Raw genomic sequence first — 17,485 nt, forward strand, 5'->3', positions numbered from 1 at the left:
GGTGGGACAGCCGGTTCAGACCACCGGCTCGTTGATCAGCTCGGCCCAGGCCGCGCCGCTGTCGGGGACCCGGGGCTGCTTCCACACCTCGACCGGGAACGAGACCATCACCAGCGACTGCATGAGGTGGAAGAGCCGGCGGGCGTCCTCGGGCAGGTCCGGCCACTCGTGCTTGTCGCAGAACTCGAGAGCCGCCGCCAGCCGCGGGAAGGCGGCGTCGTAGAACTCCTGCATGTGCGGCATGGTGGAGGCCAGCCGCCGGGCGTAGCGCTCGGCCTCGGTGGCCAGGCACCACTCGGCCGCGAAGGGCTCCAGATCGGCGAATTCAGCGGGCAGCAGCGGCATCTCGGTACTCCTTGACGGTGTTCTGGGCGATCACGTGCAGATGGCGCAGCAGGATCTCCTGATCGTTGAGCGGGAACTCCGAGACGGTGCGGGTGGCGAGCATCGTCTGCGTGGCCTCCAGGGTGTTGGCGTCCTGCAGCGCGTATTCCTTGAAGGTCACCGCGGCCAGTTCCTGGGCCATGCGCTGGTGCGCGGTCTTGGGTGGCGCGAAGTAGAGGTTGGCCTCGAAGATGTGGCGATCCACCGCCGTGGGCCAGTAGTGGTAGGTCAGGTACCAGCCGGGCGCCCAGAACAGCAGGGAGAAGTTCGGGAAGATCTCGAATTCGTCCACGCCCCAGGCCTTGTGGCGGGCCGGGTTGAGGCCGGGCGGCAATTCGGCCAGGCCCTCGATGTCGGGGCGGTCCCAGGGTCCGAACAGCCCGCTGCGCAGCACCCGCTCGATCGGCTTGACCATGTTCGGGTCCTTGGGCGGCGCCATGCCGCCCCAGGAGGAGATCATCGAATGCGGCGAGGACAGCTCGTAGTGCAGCGCCTCGTAGCCGTAACCGGCCAGCTTGTCGGCCTCGTCCTTGGTCGCCTGCTTCATGTGCAGGATCGGCGCGTGGTAGAACTCGGCGAACGCGTCGATGAACAGCTTCCAGTTGCTGCCGATCTCGGCCTTGTAGGTGTAGACCTCGGTCATCTCGTGGAACGGATAGCCCCGGATGCCCTCGAACATCGGCCCGAGGTAGTCGGCGAGCGGCTGCGCCTGCGGGTCGAGGTTGACGAAGAGGAAGCCCTCCCAGACCTCGCAGCGCACCTCTTTGAGGCCGTAGTCGCCCTTGTCGAGGTCGAAGAACTCCTTCTCCTGCTGCACGAAGGTCAGCTCACCCTCCAGGCTGTAGCGCCACGCGTGGTACTTGCAGGTGAACTGGCGGCAGGTGCCGGCGGTTTCCTCGTTCGGGAAGTCGCTCCACACCAGCTTGTTGCCGCGATGGCGGCAGATGTTGTGAAAGGCGCGGATCTGCTGATCGGAACCCCGGGTCAGGATGAGCGAGGTGCCGACGCAGGCCAATTCGCGGGTGAAGTAGCTGCCCACGCGCGGCAGGCGCTCGACCCGGCCGACATTGAGCCAGCTCTTCTTGAAGATGGCGTTGCGCTCGTCCTCGTAGAAGGCCGGGTCGATGGAGTCGGTGTAGTCGACGGGGCCGGTGCCGAGCTGTGGATACTGCTCGGTCCAGCTACCCGATTCGGGTTTGGTGAAATGGGCCACCGGGTTACCTTTCGTGTTCGGGCGTGATGCCGAAGGTGTTGAACGCCATGGCGAGCAGGCTGTAGCCGCCGACGGTGAAAACCAGATCCATGCGCTGGGGGTCGGCGAGCTGCTCGCCCAGCGCGGCCCAGGTCCGGTCCGACAGCGTGGTTCGCGCGAGCAGTTCGTCCACCGCGGTGAGCACGACGCGGTCGAACGCGTCGGCGGCGGTGCCCTCGCGGACCGCGGCGATGTCGGCCTCGGACAAGCCCGCGGTGGCCGCGAAACCGGCGTGGTGCTGCCACTCGTAGGCGCAGCCGGTGCGATGCGCGACGCGCAGGATCGCCAGTTCGCGCACCCGCGGGGGGAGGGTGGAGCGGAACAGCAGGTACACGCTGAAACCCAGGAACGCCTCGGTCAGCTCCGGGTGGTGGGCCAGGACCGACATCGCGGGGCCGGCGCCCTCCGGGTTGCGGCGCGGCGCGGGCAGCAGCGTGCGGAACGCGGCGCGGGTGCGGTCGTCCCAGCGCTCGGCGGGCAACGGCGGCAGGCGCATTCGTCCTCCTCCTGGAGTGAGAATCGGATTCTCCTAAACTGGATAACAGATTTCCACGCCGGGGAAAATTAGTCAACGCATAGCGGTCTGGCCGGTACGTTTGCACGAGGTGGTATTGGCATTCTCCATTTATGCAAGTACCGTATCCACCAATGAACGACCAAGTCACCACCGCATCCGGCATCCCGCTGCGGCCGGTCTACGGACCGGACGACCGGCCCGCCGATCCGCCCGCGCCGGGCGCCTTCCCCTTCACCCGCGGCAACTTCGCCACCGGCTACCGCGGCCGGTTGTGGACCTTCCGCCAGTACTCCGGGTTCGGCACCGCCGAGGAGTCCAACCGCCGCTACCGGTATCTGCTCGAGCAGGGCGGCACCGGGCTGTCGGTGGCGCTGGACCTGCCCACCCAATGTGGTTACGACTCCGACGATCCCGAGGTGGGGGAGGAGGTGGGCCGGGTCGGCGTCGCGGTCGACACCCTGGCCGACGCCGAGGTGCTCTTCGCCGGCATCCCGCTGGACAAGATCAGCACCAGCTTCACCATCAACGGCACGGCCGCGATCCTGCTCGCGATGTACGTCGCGGCGGCCGAGAAGCAAGGCGTGCCCAGAGACAAGCTCACCGGCACGATCCAGAACGACATCCTCAAGGAGTACGCCTCGCGCGGCACCTGGATCTGGCCGCCGGAGCCTTCGCTGCGGTTGATCGCCGACACCATCGAGTTCTGCGCCGCGCAGGTGCCGCGCTTCAACGCGATCTCGGTGGCGGGCGCGCACTTTCGGGACGCCGGCGCGAACGCGGTGCAGGAGATGGCCTTCACCCTCGCCGACGGCGTGACCTACTGCGACACCGTGGTCGAGCGCGGGCGCATGAGCATCGATCAGTTCGCGCCGCAGATCTCGTTCTTCTTCTACACCCACGGCGACTTCTTCGAGGAGATCGCGAAGTACCGGGCCGGCCGGCGGCGCTGGGCCACCATCGTGCGCGAGCGCTACGGCGCGCAAGCCGACAAGGCCTCGATGTTCCGCTTCGGCTGCGTGGCCGGCGGCGCGTCGCTGTATGCCCCGCAGGCGCAGAACAATCAGGTGCGGGTGGCCTACGAGGCCCTGGCCGCGGTGCTGGGCGGCGTGCAATCGATGTTCACCGCCGCCTGGGACGAACCGTTCGCGCTGCCCAGCGAGGCGTCGGCGACCATGGCGCTGCGCACCCAGCAGATCCTCGCCTACGAAACCGGGGTGGCCCGGGTCGCCGATCCGCTGGGCGGCTCCTACTTCGTCGAGGCGCTCACCGACGCGACCGAGCAGCGCGTCATCGAGATCATGACCGACCTGGAGAACCACGGCGGCATGGTGCGGGCCATCGAAGACGGCTACCTGCAGGGCCTGATCGCCGACGAGGCCTACCGGCTGCACGGGGAGATCGAGCGCGGCGAACGCCCGGTCGTCGGCGTGAACCGCTTCGTCTCCGCGGAACCCGCGCCCGAAATCGCCACCTACGAACTCGACGCCGAAGGCCGGGATCTGCAGTTGAAGCGGCTGGCCCGGGTCAAGGCCGAGCGCGATCCCGCAGCCGTGCGCGGCACGCTGGCGGCGCTCGCGCGCGTCGCGGAAGGAACGGGGAATCTGATGGAACCGCTCATCGACTGCGTCAACGCCTACTGCACCGTCGGCGAGATGACCACCGCGCTCAAAGCCGTCTGGGGCGAATTCCAGCAGCCGGTGGTGTTCTGATGACCGCGCGCGTGCTGGTCGCCAAACCCGGCCTGGACGGCCATGATCGGGGCGCCAAGATCGTCGCCCGCACCCTGCGCGACGCCGGTTTCGAGGTGATCTACACCGGCATCCGCCAGCGCATCGAGGACATCGTCTCGATCGCGCTGCAGGAGGACGTCGCGGTGGTGGGCCTGAGCATTCTGTCCGGCGCGCACGTGGCGCTGACCACCCGGGTGGTGGACGCGCTGCGCGCCGCCGGGGCGGGCGACATCGCGGTGGTCGTCGGCGGCACCATCCCGGGCGGCGACGTGCCCACCCTGCTGGAAGCCGGTGCGGCTGCGGTCTTTCCGACCGGCACCGCACTGGAGGTACTCGTCACCGAGATCCGGGCGCTGACCGAAAGCGCCGGGCCCGGACAGGCACTGGAGGAATCGTGCGCATCGGAGTAATGATCGGCCCGGAGCGCGGCGACACCGCGCGCAAGCTCGCCCGCATGCTGGCCGATATCGACTGGGCCGAATCGGCGGGCCTGGACACCGCGTGGATCCCGCAGCTGCCCACCGACTTCGACGCCCTGATCACCGTGGCGCTGATGGGCGCGCGGACGAGCCGGATCGAACTGGGCACGGCCGTGGTGCCGTTGCAGGCCCAGCACCCGATCGCCCTGGCCCGGCAGGCGCTGTCCGCGCACGCCGCCGCCGGGGGCCGGCTGGCGCTCGGGGTCGGCCCGTCGCACCACTGGATCGTGCGTGACATGCTCGGGCTGCCCTACGACCGGCCCGCCGCCTACACCCGGGACTATCTCGAGGTGCTCGACGCGGCGCTGCGCGGCCCGGGCGAGGTCGCCGTGGCGAATTCGTCGTTCACGGTGCGCAATCCGCAGGATCTGGGCCCGGTGGAACCGCTGCCGGTGCTCGTCGCCGCGCTCGGCCCGGTGATGCTGCGCATCGCGGGCGAGCAGGCCGACGGCACCGTGCTCTGGATGGCGGACGAACGCGCGATCGCCGAGCACGTGGTGCCCAGGATCACCGCGGCGGCGAGCGCCGCCGGACGGCCCGCGCCGCGCGTCGTCGCGGGCCTGCCCGTCTGCCTGTGCCGCCCGGCCGAGGTCGAGGAGGCCCGGGCCCGCGCCAATCGGATCCTCGGCGAGGCCGAGGTGTCGCCGAACTATCAGCGGCTGCTCGAGCAGGGTTCGGCCCGCGATATCGGCGACCTGTGCCTGGCCGGCGACGAGGACGCCATCGCGGCGGGGCTGCGCCGCTACGCGCAGGCCGGCGCGACCGATCTGTCGGTACGGCTGCTGCCGCTGGGCGAGGATCGAGACGCGTTGGTGGCGTCCAAACGCCGGACCCGGGACATGCTCGCCACCCTGGCCAAGGAATGGCGATGACCGCGCCCCTGGCCGGAATCCGGGTGCTCGAGGTCGGCACCATGCTGGCCGGGCCCTATGCCACGCTGCAACTGGCCGACCTGGGCGCGGAGGTCCTCAAGATCGAACCCCCGGCCGGCGACATCTCCCGCCAGGTCGGCGACTCCTACTTCGCCAGCCTCAACCGCGGCAAGCGCAGCATCCGCCTGGACCTCAACGACCCGGCGGGCCAGCGGCGGCTGGGTGCGCTGGCCGCGCGATCGCAGGCGCTGCTGGTGAATCTGAAACCCTCGGCGATCCACCGGCTCGGGCTCACCTACGACGCGCTGCGGCGCTGGAACGAACGGCTGGTGTGCGTCGCCATCACCGGGTTCGGCCTGGACGCGGGCGATCATCCGGCCTTCGACTACGTCATCCAGGCGGCCACCGGCGTCGCCGCGCTGACCGGGGACCCCGCCGGACCGCCGACGCTGCCGGGGTACTCGGCGGCCGACAACTCCACCGGCCTGACCGCGGCGCTGGGCCTGCTGGCCCAGATCGTGTCCGGTCGCGGCGGGCAGGTGGAGGTGTCGCTGCGCGATGTGATGCTCTCGCAGCTGAACTATCACGCGGCCGCCTATCTCGACACCGGCGCCGTCCCGCGGCGCCGCCCGTTCGGCGCGCACTCGTATTACGTTCCCGCCCAGCTGTTTCCGACCGCCGAGGGCTATCTGGCGCTGTTCATCACGCACGACGGATTCTGGAAGTCCTTCGCCGGCGAGGCCGGCGTCGCGGGGTTCGACACCATGGCCGAGCGGGTCGCGCGCCGGGCCGAGGTCCTCACGGTCGTCGCGGCGGCGCTCGGCGCCGACACCGCCGACGGCTGGGAGCGGCGGTTGCGGTCGCTCGGCGTCCCGGCCGCGGCGGTGCGGACGCTGCCCGAGGCGCTGGCCGCCGCGCCGGGCGCGGTGGTGGCGGCGGGCGGTCACCGGCTGATCGGGAGTCCCATCCGGGTGACCGGCCATCGACCGGAGTACGGTCCACCGCCGCGGCTGGGCGAGTACGACGATCACCGGGCCGGCGGATGAGCGAGGCGGCGCTGCTGTTCGAGGAACGCGAGTACACCGCGGCCGACCTGGAGGTCCGGGCGGCGCGGCTCGCCGCGACGCTGCGAGACCGCGAGGTGCGGCGCGGCGACCGCGTCGCGCTGATGTGCTCGAACCGGCCGGAATTCGTGCTCGCGGTGCTGGCCGTCTGGCGGGTCGGCGCGGTGGTCGTGCTGCTCAGCCCGGCCTGGAAGCAGGCCGAGGTGCGGCACGCGCTGCGGATCACCCGGCCCGCGCACGCGCTGGGCGAGCACCCGGTGCTGGCCGCCGAGCTGCCGATGGTGTCGCTGGACGATCCGCTCGTCTTCGGGCGCGAACCGCAACGATCACCCCGCGTGCCGGACACCGGAATCAGCACGGCCGCGGCGTGCGATCCCGGCAGTGACGCCGTGCTGGTGTTCAGTTCCGGGACAACGGGTTTGCCGAAGGCGGTGCGGCATACGCACGGCTCGCTGGCGGCCGCGGTCGGGCACTGGCGCGACGCGCTGGGTTTCACCGCGCGCGACCGCATCCAGGTGCTGACACCGCCCTCACACATTCTGGGGCTGCTCAACATCCTGCTGGCGCTGCGCACCGGGGCCCGCGTGCGCCTGCATCGGCGCTTCGATCTGGAACTGATGCTGCGGCACATCGAATCCGACCGCGTCACCGTGGAAATGGTGGTCGCGCCGATCGCGCTGGCGCTGGCGGCGCATCCGGAGCTGGAGTCCCGGGACCTGTCCTCGCTGCGCTACTTCATGTGGGGCGCGACGCCGGTGTCGGCCGGGGTCGCCGAGGCCGTGACCAGGCGCACGGGCGTCGGCTGGCTGCCCGCCTACGGGACCAGCGAGTTGCCCGTCATCGCCTGCAATCGGATCGGGCAGGCGCGGCTGGACACCGTCGGTCCGCCGGTGCCGGGCGTGCGGGTGCGGGTGGTGTCGCCGGAGACCGGGAAGGTGCTGGGGGCCAACGGTATCGGCGAGATCCAGGCGTGCTCTCCGGCGCTGATGGCGGGATACCTGCCGGACACCGCCGAAGCGCCGGTCACGGCGGACGGCTGGTACCGGACCGGTGATCTGGGCGCGCTGGACGACCAGGGCCGGCTGCGGCTCACCGACCGGCTCAAGGAAATGATCAAGGTGCGCGGCTTCCAGGTCGCCCCCGCCGAGGTGGAGGCCGTGCTGCACACCCACGCGGCGGTGGCCGACTGCGCGGTGTTCGGCGTACCCGACCGCGCCGACGGCGAGGCGATCGTCGCCGCCGTCGCGGCCGCCCGGGCGGCCGACCCCGGCGAACTCGCCGACTACGTCGGCGCGCGGCTGGCCTCCTACAAGCGGCCGCGCCATGTGGTGTTCGTGCCGCGCATTCCCCGTCTTCCCTCCGGCAAGGTTCTGCGCCGGGTTCTCAAGGAGCAGTATGGACGTCCGTCTGACGAGTGAGCAGCGCCAATTGCGCGCCGCCGCCGCGAAACTGGCCGACGATCTCGGGCCCGGCTCCGTCGCCGACCTCGACGACAGCACCCGGATCGCACGGCTGGAGAAAGCCGTCGATACCGCCGGTTGGCGCTCACTGCGCTCCGACGGCGCCTCCGGCGTCGAAATCGCGCTGGTGGCCGAGGAATTCGCCCGGGGCCTGGTGGACGTGCCGTTCCTGGGCCCGGTGCTCGCCGACGACCTGCGCGCGCACGGCCTCGAGCAGGATCGGCGCTGGACGATCGCCACGGCCGATCGAGTGGTGGACGCCCGCGACGCGCAGGCCGCGCTCGTGCTCGACGGCCACCGCCTGCTGGCGGGCGCGGTCGGGGCCGCGCGCGACGGCGCCGATCCGACTCGCGCGGAGGCCGAGATCCGGCTGCCGCTGCGCCCGCTGGTCGAACTGACCGCCGAGCAGGCCGCACGCTGGCACGCGCTGGCGCTGGTCGCCACCACCGCCGATCTGGTCGGGGCCGCGCGCGGCGCGCACGCGCTGGCCACCGAGTACGCGAAAGTCCGTGTGCAGTACGGCAAGACGATCGGGTCCTACCAGGCCGTCGCGCATCCGCTGGCGGAGGGGCTCGCGCTGATCGAGGGGTCGATCAGCGTGCTGCGCCATGCGGCCTGGGCGGTGGACGAACTCGCCCCGGCATCGGCCGTGCGCGCCGCGCGCCTGGCCAAGGTGTACTGCGCACGCGCCACGCGCACCGTCTGTGAGACCGCGATCCAGGTGCACGGCGGCATCGGCAACACCTGGGACTGCCTCGCGCACCTCTACCTGCGGCGGGGCCTGGTCTCGACCGAACTGTTCCCCGTCCGACTGGAGGAGATCGACTGTGGACTTTCGTGATTCGCCGCAGGAGGCGGCGTTCCGGAGCCGGCTGCGGGACTGGCTGGCCGAGGTGGCGGGGCAGTTCCCCACCTCCGGCGACGAGTACTGGGCCAAGCAGGGGGAGTGGCACGCCGCGCTCTACGAGGCCGGATTCTTCGGGCTGTCCTGGCCGGAGGAGCTGGGCGGGCACGCCTTGCCGCCGGTGTACGACGTGATCCTGGACGAGGAACTCACCGCCGCGGGCGCGCCGCCGCGACCCAGCCTCGGGTATCTGGTCAGCGGGCTGGGCCGCCACGGCAGCGCCGCGATCCAGCGCCGGTTCCTGCCCGGCATGATCGACGGCAGCGAACGCTGGTGCCAGGGCTTCAGCGAACCCGGCGCGGGATCGGATCTGGCCGCGCTGCGCACCACCGCGACGCGCACGGGCGACCACTACATCATCCACGGGCACAAGATCTGGACCAGTTACTCCGATGTAGCGGACTGGTGCCTGCTGCTGGCCCGCACCGACCACGCCGCGCCCCGGCACAAGGGCATCTCCGCGTTCGTCGTCTCGATGAAGCAACCCGGGGTGCGGCAGCGTCCGCTGCGCATGATCAGCGGCGTCACCACCGAGTTCGGCCAGGTCGAGTTCGACGGCGCGATCGTCCCGGCCGACCAGATGGTCGGCGCGCCGGGCGAGGGCTGGCGACTGGCCATGACCGTGGTCGGGCACGAGCGCGAGCCCGCCACCCTCGGGTACGCGGCCCGGTACGGAAAACTGGTGCGCCAGTTGGCCGCCCGGGTCCAGGGACCGCCGCCGGCCGAACTCGCCTGGGCCGCCGTGGAGACCGAGATGCTGGGCCTGCACGTGCGGCGGCGGCTGTCCGAACAGCTGGACGGCGTCTCGCACGGTCCGGAGGGCTCGCTGGACAAGCTGCTCATGACCTGGGTCGAGCAGTCGGTGGGCCATGCCGCGCTCGCCGTCACCGGCACCGGCGACCCGGAACTGTTCGGGGCCTACCTCTACAGCCGCGCGCAGTCCGTCATGGGCGGCACCTCCCAGATTCAGAAGAACATCATCGCCTCGCGCGTTCTCGGATTGGAAGTCTGACGTGTACGACCTGCCTGACGAAATCACCGTCACCGCCGACGGCGCCCTGCGCGTCATCACCCTGAACCGGCCGGACGCGCTCAACGCCGTCGACGACGCCCTGCACACGGGGCTGGCCCGGCTGTGGCCGCAGCTGTCCGACGATCGCGCGGCCCGCGCGGCCGTGCTCACCGGCAGCGGCACGGCCTTCTCGGCCGGCGGCGACTTCGCCTACCTCGCGGAGCTGGCCCGGGACGCGGGCCTGCGGTCCAAGACCGTCGCGCACGGTCGCGACATCGTGCTCGGGATGGCGCGGTGCCGGGTCCCGGTGGTCACGGCCGTCAACGGCCCGGCCGTCGGGCTGGGCTGCAGCCTGGTCGCGCTGAGCGACATCGTCTACATCGCCGAGACCGCCTATCTGAAGGATCCGCACGTGCAGGTGGGTCTGGTCGCGGCCGACGGCGGGCCCCTGACCTGGCCGCTGCACACCAGCCTGCTGCTGGCCAAGGAGTACGCGCTCACCGGCGCCAAGATCCCCGCCCAGCGGGCCCGGGAGATGGGCCTGGTCAATCACGTGGTGGCCGACCCGCTGGCCGCGGCGCTGGCCTGTGCCGAGCGCATACTCGGGCTGCCGCAGCAGGCGGTCGAGAGCACCAAGCGCCTGCTGAACCTGCACCTGGAACGGGCGGTGCTGGCCGCGCTCGACTACGCCACCACGGCCGAGGAGATCTCCTTCCAGCACCCGGATTTCCACGCCATCATCGACCGGCTCGCCACGGCCAAGAGCTGACCGGAGGCTGGTCGGGAACCCTGCCGGGCCGCTGCGCCGGACCGAAACGCGCAGCGGCGGAGCCGCTTTGCCGTTATGCTCGGCGGGGCCGACCCGAGGGAGGGCAGGGTACTGGACGCGCTGTGGACCTACATCGCCGATCATCGCCGGCAGCTGATCACCGATTCCTACCTGCACGTATCGGCGGTGGTCCAGGCGGTGCTGATCGCGGCCGTCGTCTCGATCGTGGTCGGCGCGCTGGTCTATCGCAGCGCCGCGGGGTCGGCGGCGGCCACCGCCGCGGCGAGCATCATCCTGACGATTCCGTCGTTCGCGTTGCTGGGCATCCTGATTCCCGTACTCGGACTGGGCGTTCCGCCCACCATCACCGCGCTGGTCCTCTACGCGCTGCTGCCGATCCTGCGTAACACCCTCGTCGGGCTGTCCTCGGTCGATCCCGCGGTGGTGGACGCCGCGCGCGGCGTGGGCATGAACCGGCTGCGGGTGCTGACCCGGATCGAGCTGCCGCTGGCCTGGCCCGCGATCCTGGCCGGGATGCGGGTCAGCACGCAGTTGATCATGGGCATCCTGGCGATCGCCGCCTACGCCAAGGGGCCGGGGCTGGGCAATCTCATCTTCTCCGGGCTCTCCCGGCTCGGCACCCCGACCGCGGTGCCGCAGGCGCTGACCGGCACGGTGCTGATCATCCTGCTGGCCCTGCTGCTCGATGTCCTTCTCGTCCTGGCCGGGCGACTGACCACCTCCGGGGGAATTCGTGAGTGACACCGTCGAGCCGGCCGTGTCCGGCGTCGAGATCGTGCTCGACTCGGTCGGCAAACGCTATGCCGGGCAGGCCGATCCCGCGGTGGGCAGCGTGTCGCTGACGATCCCGGCGGGGGAGACGGTGGTGCTGGTCGGGCCCTCCGGGTGCGGCAAGACCACCACCCTGCGCATGATCAACCGGCTGATCGAGCCCAGTTCCGGGACGATCACCATCGACGGGCGCGACGCGCTGTCGGTCGATCCGGATCAGCTGCGGCGCGGGATCGGGTATTCCATCCAGCAGGCGGGCTTGTTCCCGCACCTCACGGTCGCCAAGAACGTCGCCACCGTGCCGGGCCTGATCGGCTGGGACCGCAAACGCATCAGCGCCCGGGTGGACGAGATGCTGGAGCTGGTCGGGCTGGATCCGGCGACCTTCCGGGACCGGTTTCCCCGCCAGCTCTCCGGCGGCCAGCAGCAGCGGGTCGGCGTGGCGCGGGCGCTGGCCGCCGATCCGCCGGTGCTGCTGATGGACGAGCCCTTCGGCGCGGTCGACCCGATCACGCGCGGGCTGCTTCAGGACGAATTGCTGCGGCTGCAGGCGGAATTGCGCAAGACGATCGTGTTCGTCACCCATGATTTCAACGAGGCCGTCAAGCTCGGCGACCGGATCGCGGTCCTGGGCGAGCAGTCGCGGGTCCTGCAATACGACACTCCGGGCGCGATTCTCGCCGAGCCCGCCGACGCCACGGTCGCCGGTTTCGTGGGCGCCGACGCGGCGCTCAAACAGCTCACGCTCACCCGCGTCGAGGACGTCGAATTGGGCGCCTGCCCGACCGCGCTGGACACCGACACCGTGGCGGCGCTGCGCGGTGAGATCGCCGAGAGCGGCACCGACTTCGGCCTGGTGCTCGACGCGCAGCGGCGGCCGCTGCGCTGGGTCACGCTGCCCCAGCTCGCCCAGGCGCAGTCGCTGCGCGAGGTGGGAACGCCGGTGGGCGAAGGTGTTTCGCTGCGCTCCACCTTGCAGGAGGCCCTGGAGGCGCTGCTCGCCGACAGCACCGCGAACGCCGTCGTCACCGGCCGGCGCGGGGTGTATGCGGGATTGATCACGATCGACACGCTGGTCACGCACCTGTCCGCCCTGCGCGCCGCGCACTCCGGGACCGGCTCGGCATGATCGCGCAGACCGAACGCCGCGCCGAACGCATCCGGTTGCTCGCGCAGCCGGTGCTGGCCGTGCTGCTCGGCGGGGGCGTGCTGGTGTGGGCGTTCGCGCGTGAGCTCACCGCCACCCAGCGGGCCAGTCTCACCGCGGGCAATATCGCCACCGTCACCTGGGAGCATCTGCTGATCACCGCGACCGTGGTCGGCATCGTGCTCGTCCTCGCGGTGCCGCTGGGCACCGTGCTCACCCGGCCCCGGTTGCGTTTTCTCGCACCGATTTTCGTCGGGATCGCCAATATCGGCGCGGCCGCGCCGGCGATCGGCCTGATCGTGCTGTTCTATCTGCTCACCCGCAGCACCGGGTTCTGGATCGGCGTCGCGCCGATCGTGCTGCTGTCGCTGCTGCCGGTGCTGCGCAACACCATCCTCGGCTATCAGCAGGTGGATCCGGCGCTCACCGACGCCGGGCGCGGGCAGGGCATGTCGGCCGCGACGGTGCTGCACCGCGTGGAGTTTCCGCTCGCCGTGCCCTACATTCTCGCCGGGCTGCGGACCTCGCTGGTGCTTGCGGTCGGCAGCGCTACGCTGTCGTTCCTGGTGAGCGCCGGTGGGCTGGGCATCCTCATCGACACCGGCTACAAGCTGCGCGACAACGTCACCCTGTGGGTCGGCGCCCTGCTGGCGGTCGCGCTGGCGCTGCTCATCGACTGGGTCGGTGCGCTGGCCGAACGCTACCTCGGACCGAAGGGGCTGCGATGAGCGCCAGGATCCGGCGCGGCTGGACCGCCGTGGCCCTGACGCTGACGATGCTGCTGGCCGCCTGCGGCCTGGAAGCCGGTCGCTCGGTGCCGCTGGAGGTGGGGCCGGGCAGCATCCGGCCGGTACCGGAACTGGCGGGCGTGCGGATCACCGTGGGGTCCAAGGATTTCACCGAGCAGGAGATCCTCGGGCTGATCATCGCCTTCGCGCTGGACGCGGCCGGGGCCCAGGTGCGGGACCTGACCGACATCGTCGGCTCCAACAGCCTGCGCGACGCGCAGGTGCGCGGGCAGATCGATATCGCCTACGACTACACCGGCACCGGCTGGATCAACTACCTGGGCAACGAAGCGCCGGTGCCGGGCTCGCAGGCCCAGTTCGAGGCGGTCCGCGACGCCGATCGCGCGGCGCACGGCATGCTCTGGGCGGCGATGGCGCCGGTGAACAACACCTACGCCCTCGCGACCAGCGCGCGCACCGCCGCGGAAACCGGGGTGCGGACGCTGTCGCAGTACGCGCGGCTGGTCAACAGCGATCCGGCGGCCGCGGCCACCTGCGTCGGCACCGAGTTCAGCGTGCGCCAGGACGGCTTCCCCGGCGTGATCCGCAAATACGGGATCGACGCCGGGAAAGTGGTCAAGCAGGTCGTCGACGACGCGATCGTCTACCAGTCCACCGCCGACGCCCGGCAGTGCCGCTTCGGCTCCGTGGCCGCCACCGACGGCCGCATTCCCGCGCTCGATCTGCGCCTGCTCGAGGACGATCTGAGCTTCTTCCCGCAGTACAACGTCGCCCTGGTGCTGCGCGCGGATTTCGCGGCGGACCATCCGGCGGTGGTCGAGGTGCTCACCCCGATCTCCCGGCTGCTCACCAACGAATCGGTCACCGAGCTGAATCGCAAGGTGGATGTCGAAGGCCGCGAACCGGCCACGGTCGCGCGGGAATGGCTGGCGGCCCAGGGTTTCGTCACGATCCCCTGAGCTACTTCGGCGGGAATCGCAGCGCGCCGTCGAGCCGGATGACCTCGCCGTTGAGATAGTCGTTCTCCACGATCGACTGGACCAGTTGCCCGTATTCGGGCGAGCGGCCCATCCGGCGCGGGTGCGGCACCTGCTTGCTCCAATACGCCTCCAGCTGATCGGCCGCTTTGCCGTAGGCCGGGGTGTTGAAGGTGCCCGGCGCGATGGTGACCACGCGGATGCCGAGCGGGGACAGATCGCGCGCGGCGACCAGCGTCATCCCGACCACCCCGCCCTTGGCGGCGGCGTAGGGCAGTTGCCCGATCTGCCCCTCGTAGGCGGCGATGGAGGCGGTGTTGACGATGACGCCGCGCGAACCCTCCGCCAGCGCTTCGGTTCTGGCGATGGCGGCCGCGGACAGGCGCAGCACGTTGAAGACGGCGGTGAGATAGAACTCGATGGTGGTGCGGAAGCCCGCCAGCGGGAGCGGTGCGCCGTCCTTGCCGACCAGGCGGCCGCCGGCCGCCGGCCCGCCGTGGGCGTCCACCGAAATGCGCAGCGGGGCCAGGGCTTCCGCGGCCGCGATCGCCGCCAGCACGGAATCCTCGTCGGTGGCGTCGGTGTGCACGTAGTGGGCGCCGAGTTCGGCCGCGAGCTGCTTGCCCTTGTCGTCGGCGACGTCGGCCACCACCACCTCGGCTCCGGCGGCCCGCAGCCGGCGCACGGTGGCCTCGCCCAGGCCGCCGGTGCCGCCGACCACCAGGGCCGAGCTTCCTTCGATTCGCATGGCACGTCCTCTCTTGCAATTAACGCTCTCGTTCGGCGAGAATAGCATTCTCATGAACATCAACATGATTCTCGAAATGGCGTCCGCGAACGGTGGGCGCGCGGTGGTCACGGCGGCCGGTCGCACCCTGACCGCCGGCGAACTCGCCGAGCTGGCCCGGCGCGCGGCCGCGCGGTTCCGGGGCTATCCGGCGGTGCTCTACCTGGGCGTGAACCATCTCGCCTACCCGGTCGCGCTGTTCGGCTCGGTCTTGGCCGGAGTGCCGTTCGTGCCGCTCAACTACCGGCTCGGCGCCGCGCAGCTCGACGCGCTGATCGATCGGCATCCGGGCGCGCTGGTGCTGCGCCCCGGCGATCTGGACGAATTGGTGGCAGGCGAGGGCGGACCGGGCGCCGACGGCCTCGCCGACCTCGATCACGGTGGCGAGAGCGTCGCGGTCGTCATCTACACCAGCGGGACCACCTCCGCGCCCAAGGCGGCGCTGCTGCGCCATCGCCACCTCATGGCCTACGTACTGAACACCCTCGAATTCGGCGCGGCCGCCGAGACCGACGCGACCCTGGTGTCGGTGCCGCCCTATCACATCGCCGGCCTGACGAACCTGCTGTCGAACCTCTACACCGGGCGGCGCATCGTGTACCTCACGGCGTTCGACGCCCGGGAGTGGCTGGAAACCGTTCGAGCCGAACGGGTTACGCACGCCATGCTGGTGCCGACCATGCTGGCGCGCATCGTCGAGGCGGTGGGTGCGGGCCAGGCGGAGACGCCGAGCCTGCAGAGTCTTGCCTACGGCGGGTCGCGCACGCCCCGCCCCGTGCTGGAGCGGGCGCTGCGAGTGTTCCCGGACACCGGGTTCGTCAACGCCTACGGCCTCACCGAGACCGCCTCCTCCATCGCGGTGCTCGGCCCGGAAGAGCATCGCCACGCCGTCGCGTCCGAGGATCCGGTGGTGCGCGAGCGGCTGGGCTCGGTCGGTCGGCCGCTGCCCGGCATCGAGATCCAGATCCGCACGGAGGCAGGCGAACCCGCCGCGACCGGAGCCACCGGACTGGTGTTCGCGCGCGGCGCGCAGATCTCCGGCGAATACGGCGGTCGCAGCGCGCTCGAGGCCGGCGGCTGGTTCCCCACCCGGGATCTGGGCCGCCTCGACGCCGACGGCTACCTGTTCATCGAGGGCCGCGCCGACGACACCATCATCCGCGGCGGTGAGAACATCGCGCCCGCCGAGATCGAGGACGTGCTGCTGGAACTGCCCGGCATCAAGGAGGCCGCCGTGATCGGAGTGCCGGATCCCGAATGGGGGCAGCGGCTGGTCGCGGTCCTCGTCGGCACCGGCGACCCGGCCGAGATCACCCGCTGGGTGAAGGCCCGGCTGCGGTCCGCCAAGACGCCCGACGCCATCGTGTTCCGCACCGAACTGCCCAAGACCGAAACCGGAAAGCTGTTGCGCCGCAACCTGGTCGCCGAACTGGAGAGCTCCCATGCCTGAAGCCGTCATCGTCTCCGCGCTGCGCACGCCGATCGGCACCGCGCGCCGCGGCACCCTGCGCGACACCACCGCGTTCGAGCTCGCACACCACGTGGTGGCGGCCGCCGCCGACCAGGTCGGCGGGCGCGCGATCGACGACGTGATCCTGGGCGAAGGCCGCTACGGCGGCGGTGTGCTGGCCCGGCACGCCGCGATCACCGCCGGGCTCGACCTGGTGCCCGGGCTGGCGCACAACCGGCACTGCGCCGCCGGGATGGCGGCCGTGCAGAGCGCGGCGGCCTCGATCCGGGCGGGGATGGACGAGCTGATCATCGCCGGCGGCGTGAACTCCGATTCCACCGCGCCCAAGGCCCGATTCCGGACCGGGCCGGACGAATGGGCGGATCCGTGGGTGTCGCCCACCCACCCGGACCGGCCCGACGCGCCGAACCTCGACATGTCGATCACGGTCGGCTGGAACACGGCGGTGAAGTACGGTCTGAGCCGGGAACAGCTGGACGCCTGGGCATTACGCTCGCACCGCCAGGCGATCGAGGCCATCGACGCGGGGCGGTTCGCGGCCGAGATCGTGCCCATCGACACCCCGCACGGGCGGTTCGCCGTGGACGAGCATCCGCGGCGCGACACCAGCGCCGAGAAGCTGGCCGGGCTGCGGCCGCTGCACCCGGAGATCGAGGGCTTCAGCATCACGGCGGGCAACGCCTCGGGAGCCAACGACGGGGCGGCCGCGCTGGTCCTCGCCGCCGACGGGGCGGGGCTGCCCGCGCTGGGCACCATCCGGGCCTGGGCGTCGGCCGGGATCGATCCGGCGCTGACCGGGCTGGCGCCGATCGCCGCGATCCGTAAAACGCTGGCGCGCGCCGGTGTTTCGATCGAGGACATCGCGCTCGTCGAGATCAACGAGGCGTTCACCTCGGTGCCGGTGGCGATGATCGAGGAGTTCGGTCTCGACCCCGAGCGGGTGAACGTGAACGGCAGCGGGTGCTCGCTGGGGCACCCGGTGGCGGCGACCGGGGCCCGGATGATCGTGACGATGGTGCACGAATTGCGCCGTCGCGGTGGGGGACTGGGGCTGGTGGCGCTGTGCGCCGGCGGCGGGATGGGGTCCGCGACGCTGATCGAGGTGCCCGCCCGGTGAGG

The 17,485-nt window shown here is 71.2% G+C and carries 18 protein-coding genes; 14 read left to right on the top strand and 4 right to left on the bottom strand.

The window, feature by feature from the left end:
• Positions 1–15: 15 nt before the first annotated feature.
• From AB0I43_RS03115 to AB0I43_RS03125, 3 genes are read right to left on the bottom strand one after another with little or no spacing between them, the layout of a single operon-like run.
• The gene (locus AB0I43_RS03115; RefSeq protein WP_356972813.1) at positions 16–345 is read right to left on the bottom strand and encodes a hypothetical protein; all 330 of its coding nucleotides are present in this window, start codon (positions 343–345) and stop codon (positions 16–18) included.
• Positions 326–1,597: an aromatic ring-hydroxylating dioxygenase subunit alpha gene (locus AB0I43_RS03120; protein WP_356972815.1), complete on the bottom strand. Its 1,272-nt coding sequence runs from the start codon at positions 1,595–1,597 to the stop codon at positions 326–328. The genes AB0I43_RS03115 and AB0I43_RS03120 overlap by 20 nt, the downstream gene beginning before the upstream one ends.
• Positions 1,598–1,601: 4 nt before the next feature.
• On the bottom strand, positions 1,602–2,132 hold the full coding sequence (locus AB0I43_RS03125) for a carboxymuconolactone decarboxylase family protein (RefSeq protein WP_356972817.1): 531 nt from the start codon (positions 2,130–2,132) through the stop codon (positions 1,602–1,604).
• A 152-nt stretch (positions 2,133–2,284) separates the two neighbouring features.
• On the opposite strand from AB0I43_RS03125, the gene AB0I43_RS03130 reads away from it, so the two are divergent.
• The 12 genes from AB0I43_RS03130 to AB0I43_RS03185 all read left to right on the top strand — a co-directional run bounded on the left by AB0I43_RS03130 (position 2,285) and on the right by AB0I43_RS03185 (position 14,090).
• Positions 2,285–3,862 (top strand): methylmalonyl-CoA mutase family protein, encoded by a 1,578-nt coding sequence (locus AB0I43_RS03130; protein ID WP_356972819.1) that lies wholly within the window; start codon positions 2,285–2,287, stop codon positions 3,860–3,862.
• Positions 3,862–4,293 (top strand): cobalamin B12-binding domain-containing protein, encoded by a 432-nt coding sequence (locus AB0I43_RS03135; RefSeq protein WP_356972820.1) that lies wholly within the window; start codon positions 3,862–3,864, stop codon positions 4,291–4,293. The genes AB0I43_RS03130 and AB0I43_RS03135 overlap by 1 nt, the downstream gene beginning before the upstream one ends.
• Complete coding sequence (locus AB0I43_RS03140; protein WP_356972822.1) at positions 4,278–5,234, top strand: TIGR03564 family F420-dependent LLM class oxidoreductase; 957 nt, start codon at positions 4,278–4,280, stop codon at positions 5,232–5,234. Before AB0I43_RS03135 ends, AB0I43_RS03140 begins: the two co-directional genes overlap by 16 nt.
• On the top strand, positions 5,231–6,280 hold the full coding sequence (locus tag AB0I43_RS03145; protein WP_356972824.1) for a CoA transferase: 1,050 nt from the start codon (positions 5,231–5,233) through the stop codon (positions 6,278–6,280). Before AB0I43_RS03140 ends, AB0I43_RS03145 begins: the two co-directional genes overlap by 4 nt.
• A complete protein-coding gene (locus tag AB0I43_RS03150) occupies positions 6,277–7,716 on the top strand; it encodes an AMP-binding protein (protein WP_356972826.1) in 1,440 nt (479 codons plus the stop codon). Before AB0I43_RS03145 ends, AB0I43_RS03150 begins: the two co-directional genes overlap by 4 nt.
• The gene (locus AB0I43_RS03155; RefSeq protein WP_356972828.1) at positions 7,694–8,599 is read left to right on the top strand and encodes an acyl-CoA dehydrogenase family protein; all 906 of its coding nucleotides are present in this window, start codon (positions 7,694–7,696) and stop codon (positions 8,597–8,599) included. Before AB0I43_RS03150 ends, AB0I43_RS03155 begins: the two co-directional genes overlap by 23 nt.
• Positions 8,586–9,674: an acyl-CoA dehydrogenase family protein gene (locus AB0I43_RS03160; RefSeq protein WP_357431123.1), complete on the top strand. Its 1,089-nt coding sequence runs from the start codon at positions 8,586–8,588 to the stop codon at positions 9,672–9,674. Before AB0I43_RS03155 ends, AB0I43_RS03160 begins: the two co-directional genes overlap by 14 nt.
• Position 9,675: 1 nt before the next feature.
• Positions 9,676–10,443, top strand: a complete 768-nt coding sequence (locus AB0I43_RS03165) for an enoyl-CoA hydratase/isomerase family protein (RefSeq protein WP_356972833.1) — start codon at positions 9,676–9,678, stop codon at positions 10,441–10,443.
• 111 nt (positions 10,444–10,554) lie between these two features.
• Positions 10,555–11,205, top strand: a complete 651-nt coding sequence (locus AB0I43_RS03170; RefSeq protein ID WP_356973134.1) for an ABC transporter permease — start codon at positions 10,555–10,557, stop codon at positions 11,203–11,205.
• Positions 11,198–12,364: an ATP-binding cassette domain-containing protein gene (locus AB0I43_RS03175; RefSeq protein WP_356972835.1), complete on the top strand. Its 1,167-nt coding sequence runs from the start codon at positions 11,198–11,200 to the stop codon at positions 12,362–12,364. The genes AB0I43_RS03170 and AB0I43_RS03175 overlap by 8 nt, the downstream gene beginning before the upstream one ends.
• Positions 12,361–13,110 (top strand): ABC transporter permease, encoded by a 750-nt coding sequence (locus AB0I43_RS03180; protein WP_356972837.1) that lies wholly within the window; start codon positions 12,361–12,363, stop codon positions 13,108–13,110. The genes AB0I43_RS03175 and AB0I43_RS03180 overlap by 4 nt, the downstream gene beginning before the upstream one ends.
• Positions 13,107–14,090 (top strand): glycine betaine ABC transporter substrate-binding protein, encoded by a 984-nt coding sequence (locus tag AB0I43_RS03185; protein WP_356972839.1) that lies wholly within the window; start codon positions 13,107–13,109, stop codon positions 14,088–14,090. The genes AB0I43_RS03180 and AB0I43_RS03185 overlap by 4 nt, the downstream gene beginning before the upstream one ends.
• A gap of 1 nt (position 14,091) precedes the next feature.
• Here the strand turns inward: AB0I43_RS03185 and AB0I43_RS03190 are convergent, their stop codons facing one another.
• On the bottom strand, positions 14,092–14,856 hold the full coding sequence (locus AB0I43_RS03190) for an SDR family NAD(P)-dependent oxidoreductase (protein WP_356972840.1): 765 nt from the start codon (positions 14,854–14,856) through the stop codon (positions 14,092–14,094).
• A 52-nt stretch (positions 14,857–14,908) separates the two neighbouring features.
• Between AB0I43_RS03190 and AB0I43_RS03195 the strand changes: the two genes are divergently transcribed.
• Together AB0I43_RS03195 and AB0I43_RS03200 are read left to right on the top strand one after the other, a co-directional pair.
• Positions 14,909–16,345 (top strand): fatty acid--CoA ligase family protein, encoded by a 1,437-nt coding sequence (locus AB0I43_RS03195; RefSeq protein WP_356972842.1) that lies wholly within the window; start codon positions 14,909–14,911, stop codon positions 16,343–16,345.
• Positions 16,338–17,483: a thiolase family protein gene (locus AB0I43_RS03200; RefSeq protein WP_356972844.1), complete on the top strand. Its 1,146-nt coding sequence runs from the start codon at positions 16,338–16,340 to the stop codon at positions 17,481–17,483. Before AB0I43_RS03195 ends, AB0I43_RS03200 begins: the two co-directional genes overlap by 8 nt.
• Positions 17,484–17,485: the final 2 nt, after the last annotated feature.

This window comes from Nocardia sp. NPDC050435 (assembly GCF_040655395.1).
GTDB lineage: Bacteria > Actinomycetota > Actinomycetes > Mycobacteriales > Mycobacteriaceae > Nocardia.